This is a genomic window from Rhodoplanes roseus (genome assembly GCF_003258865.1).
Classification (GTDB): Bacteria; Pseudomonadota; Alphaproteobacteria; order Rhizobiales; family Xanthobacteraceae; genus Rhodoplanes; species Rhodoplanes roseus.
On the sequence record NZ_NPEX01000999.1, the window covers coordinates 1 to 240 of the forward strand.

Annotated in this window: 1 protein-coding gene; it reads right to left on the bottom strand. The window is 59.6% G+C overall.

What is annotated here, in order from left to right:
• Nucleotides 1–240 (bottom strand): trypsin-like peptidase domain-containing protein (locus CH341_RS33340; RefSeq protein WP_146604836.1); only part of this gene is annotated, 240 nt, incomplete at both ends.

The window sequence follows — 240 nt, forward strand, 5'->3', positions numbered from 1 at the left end:
ATGTTCGAGGGAATCGCAAAGCCGATCCCGTTCGAGCCCCCGGAACGCGAAAAGATCGCCGAATTGATCCCGACAAGCCGCCCCTTCACATCGATCAACGCACCACCGGAATTGCCCGGATTGATCGCCGCATCGGTCTGAATGAAGAACGCCATGTCGGAGATGCCGACCTCGGTGCGTGCCACCGCCGAAACGATGCCACTTGTCACCGTCTGTCCGACACCGAAAGGGTTGCCGATC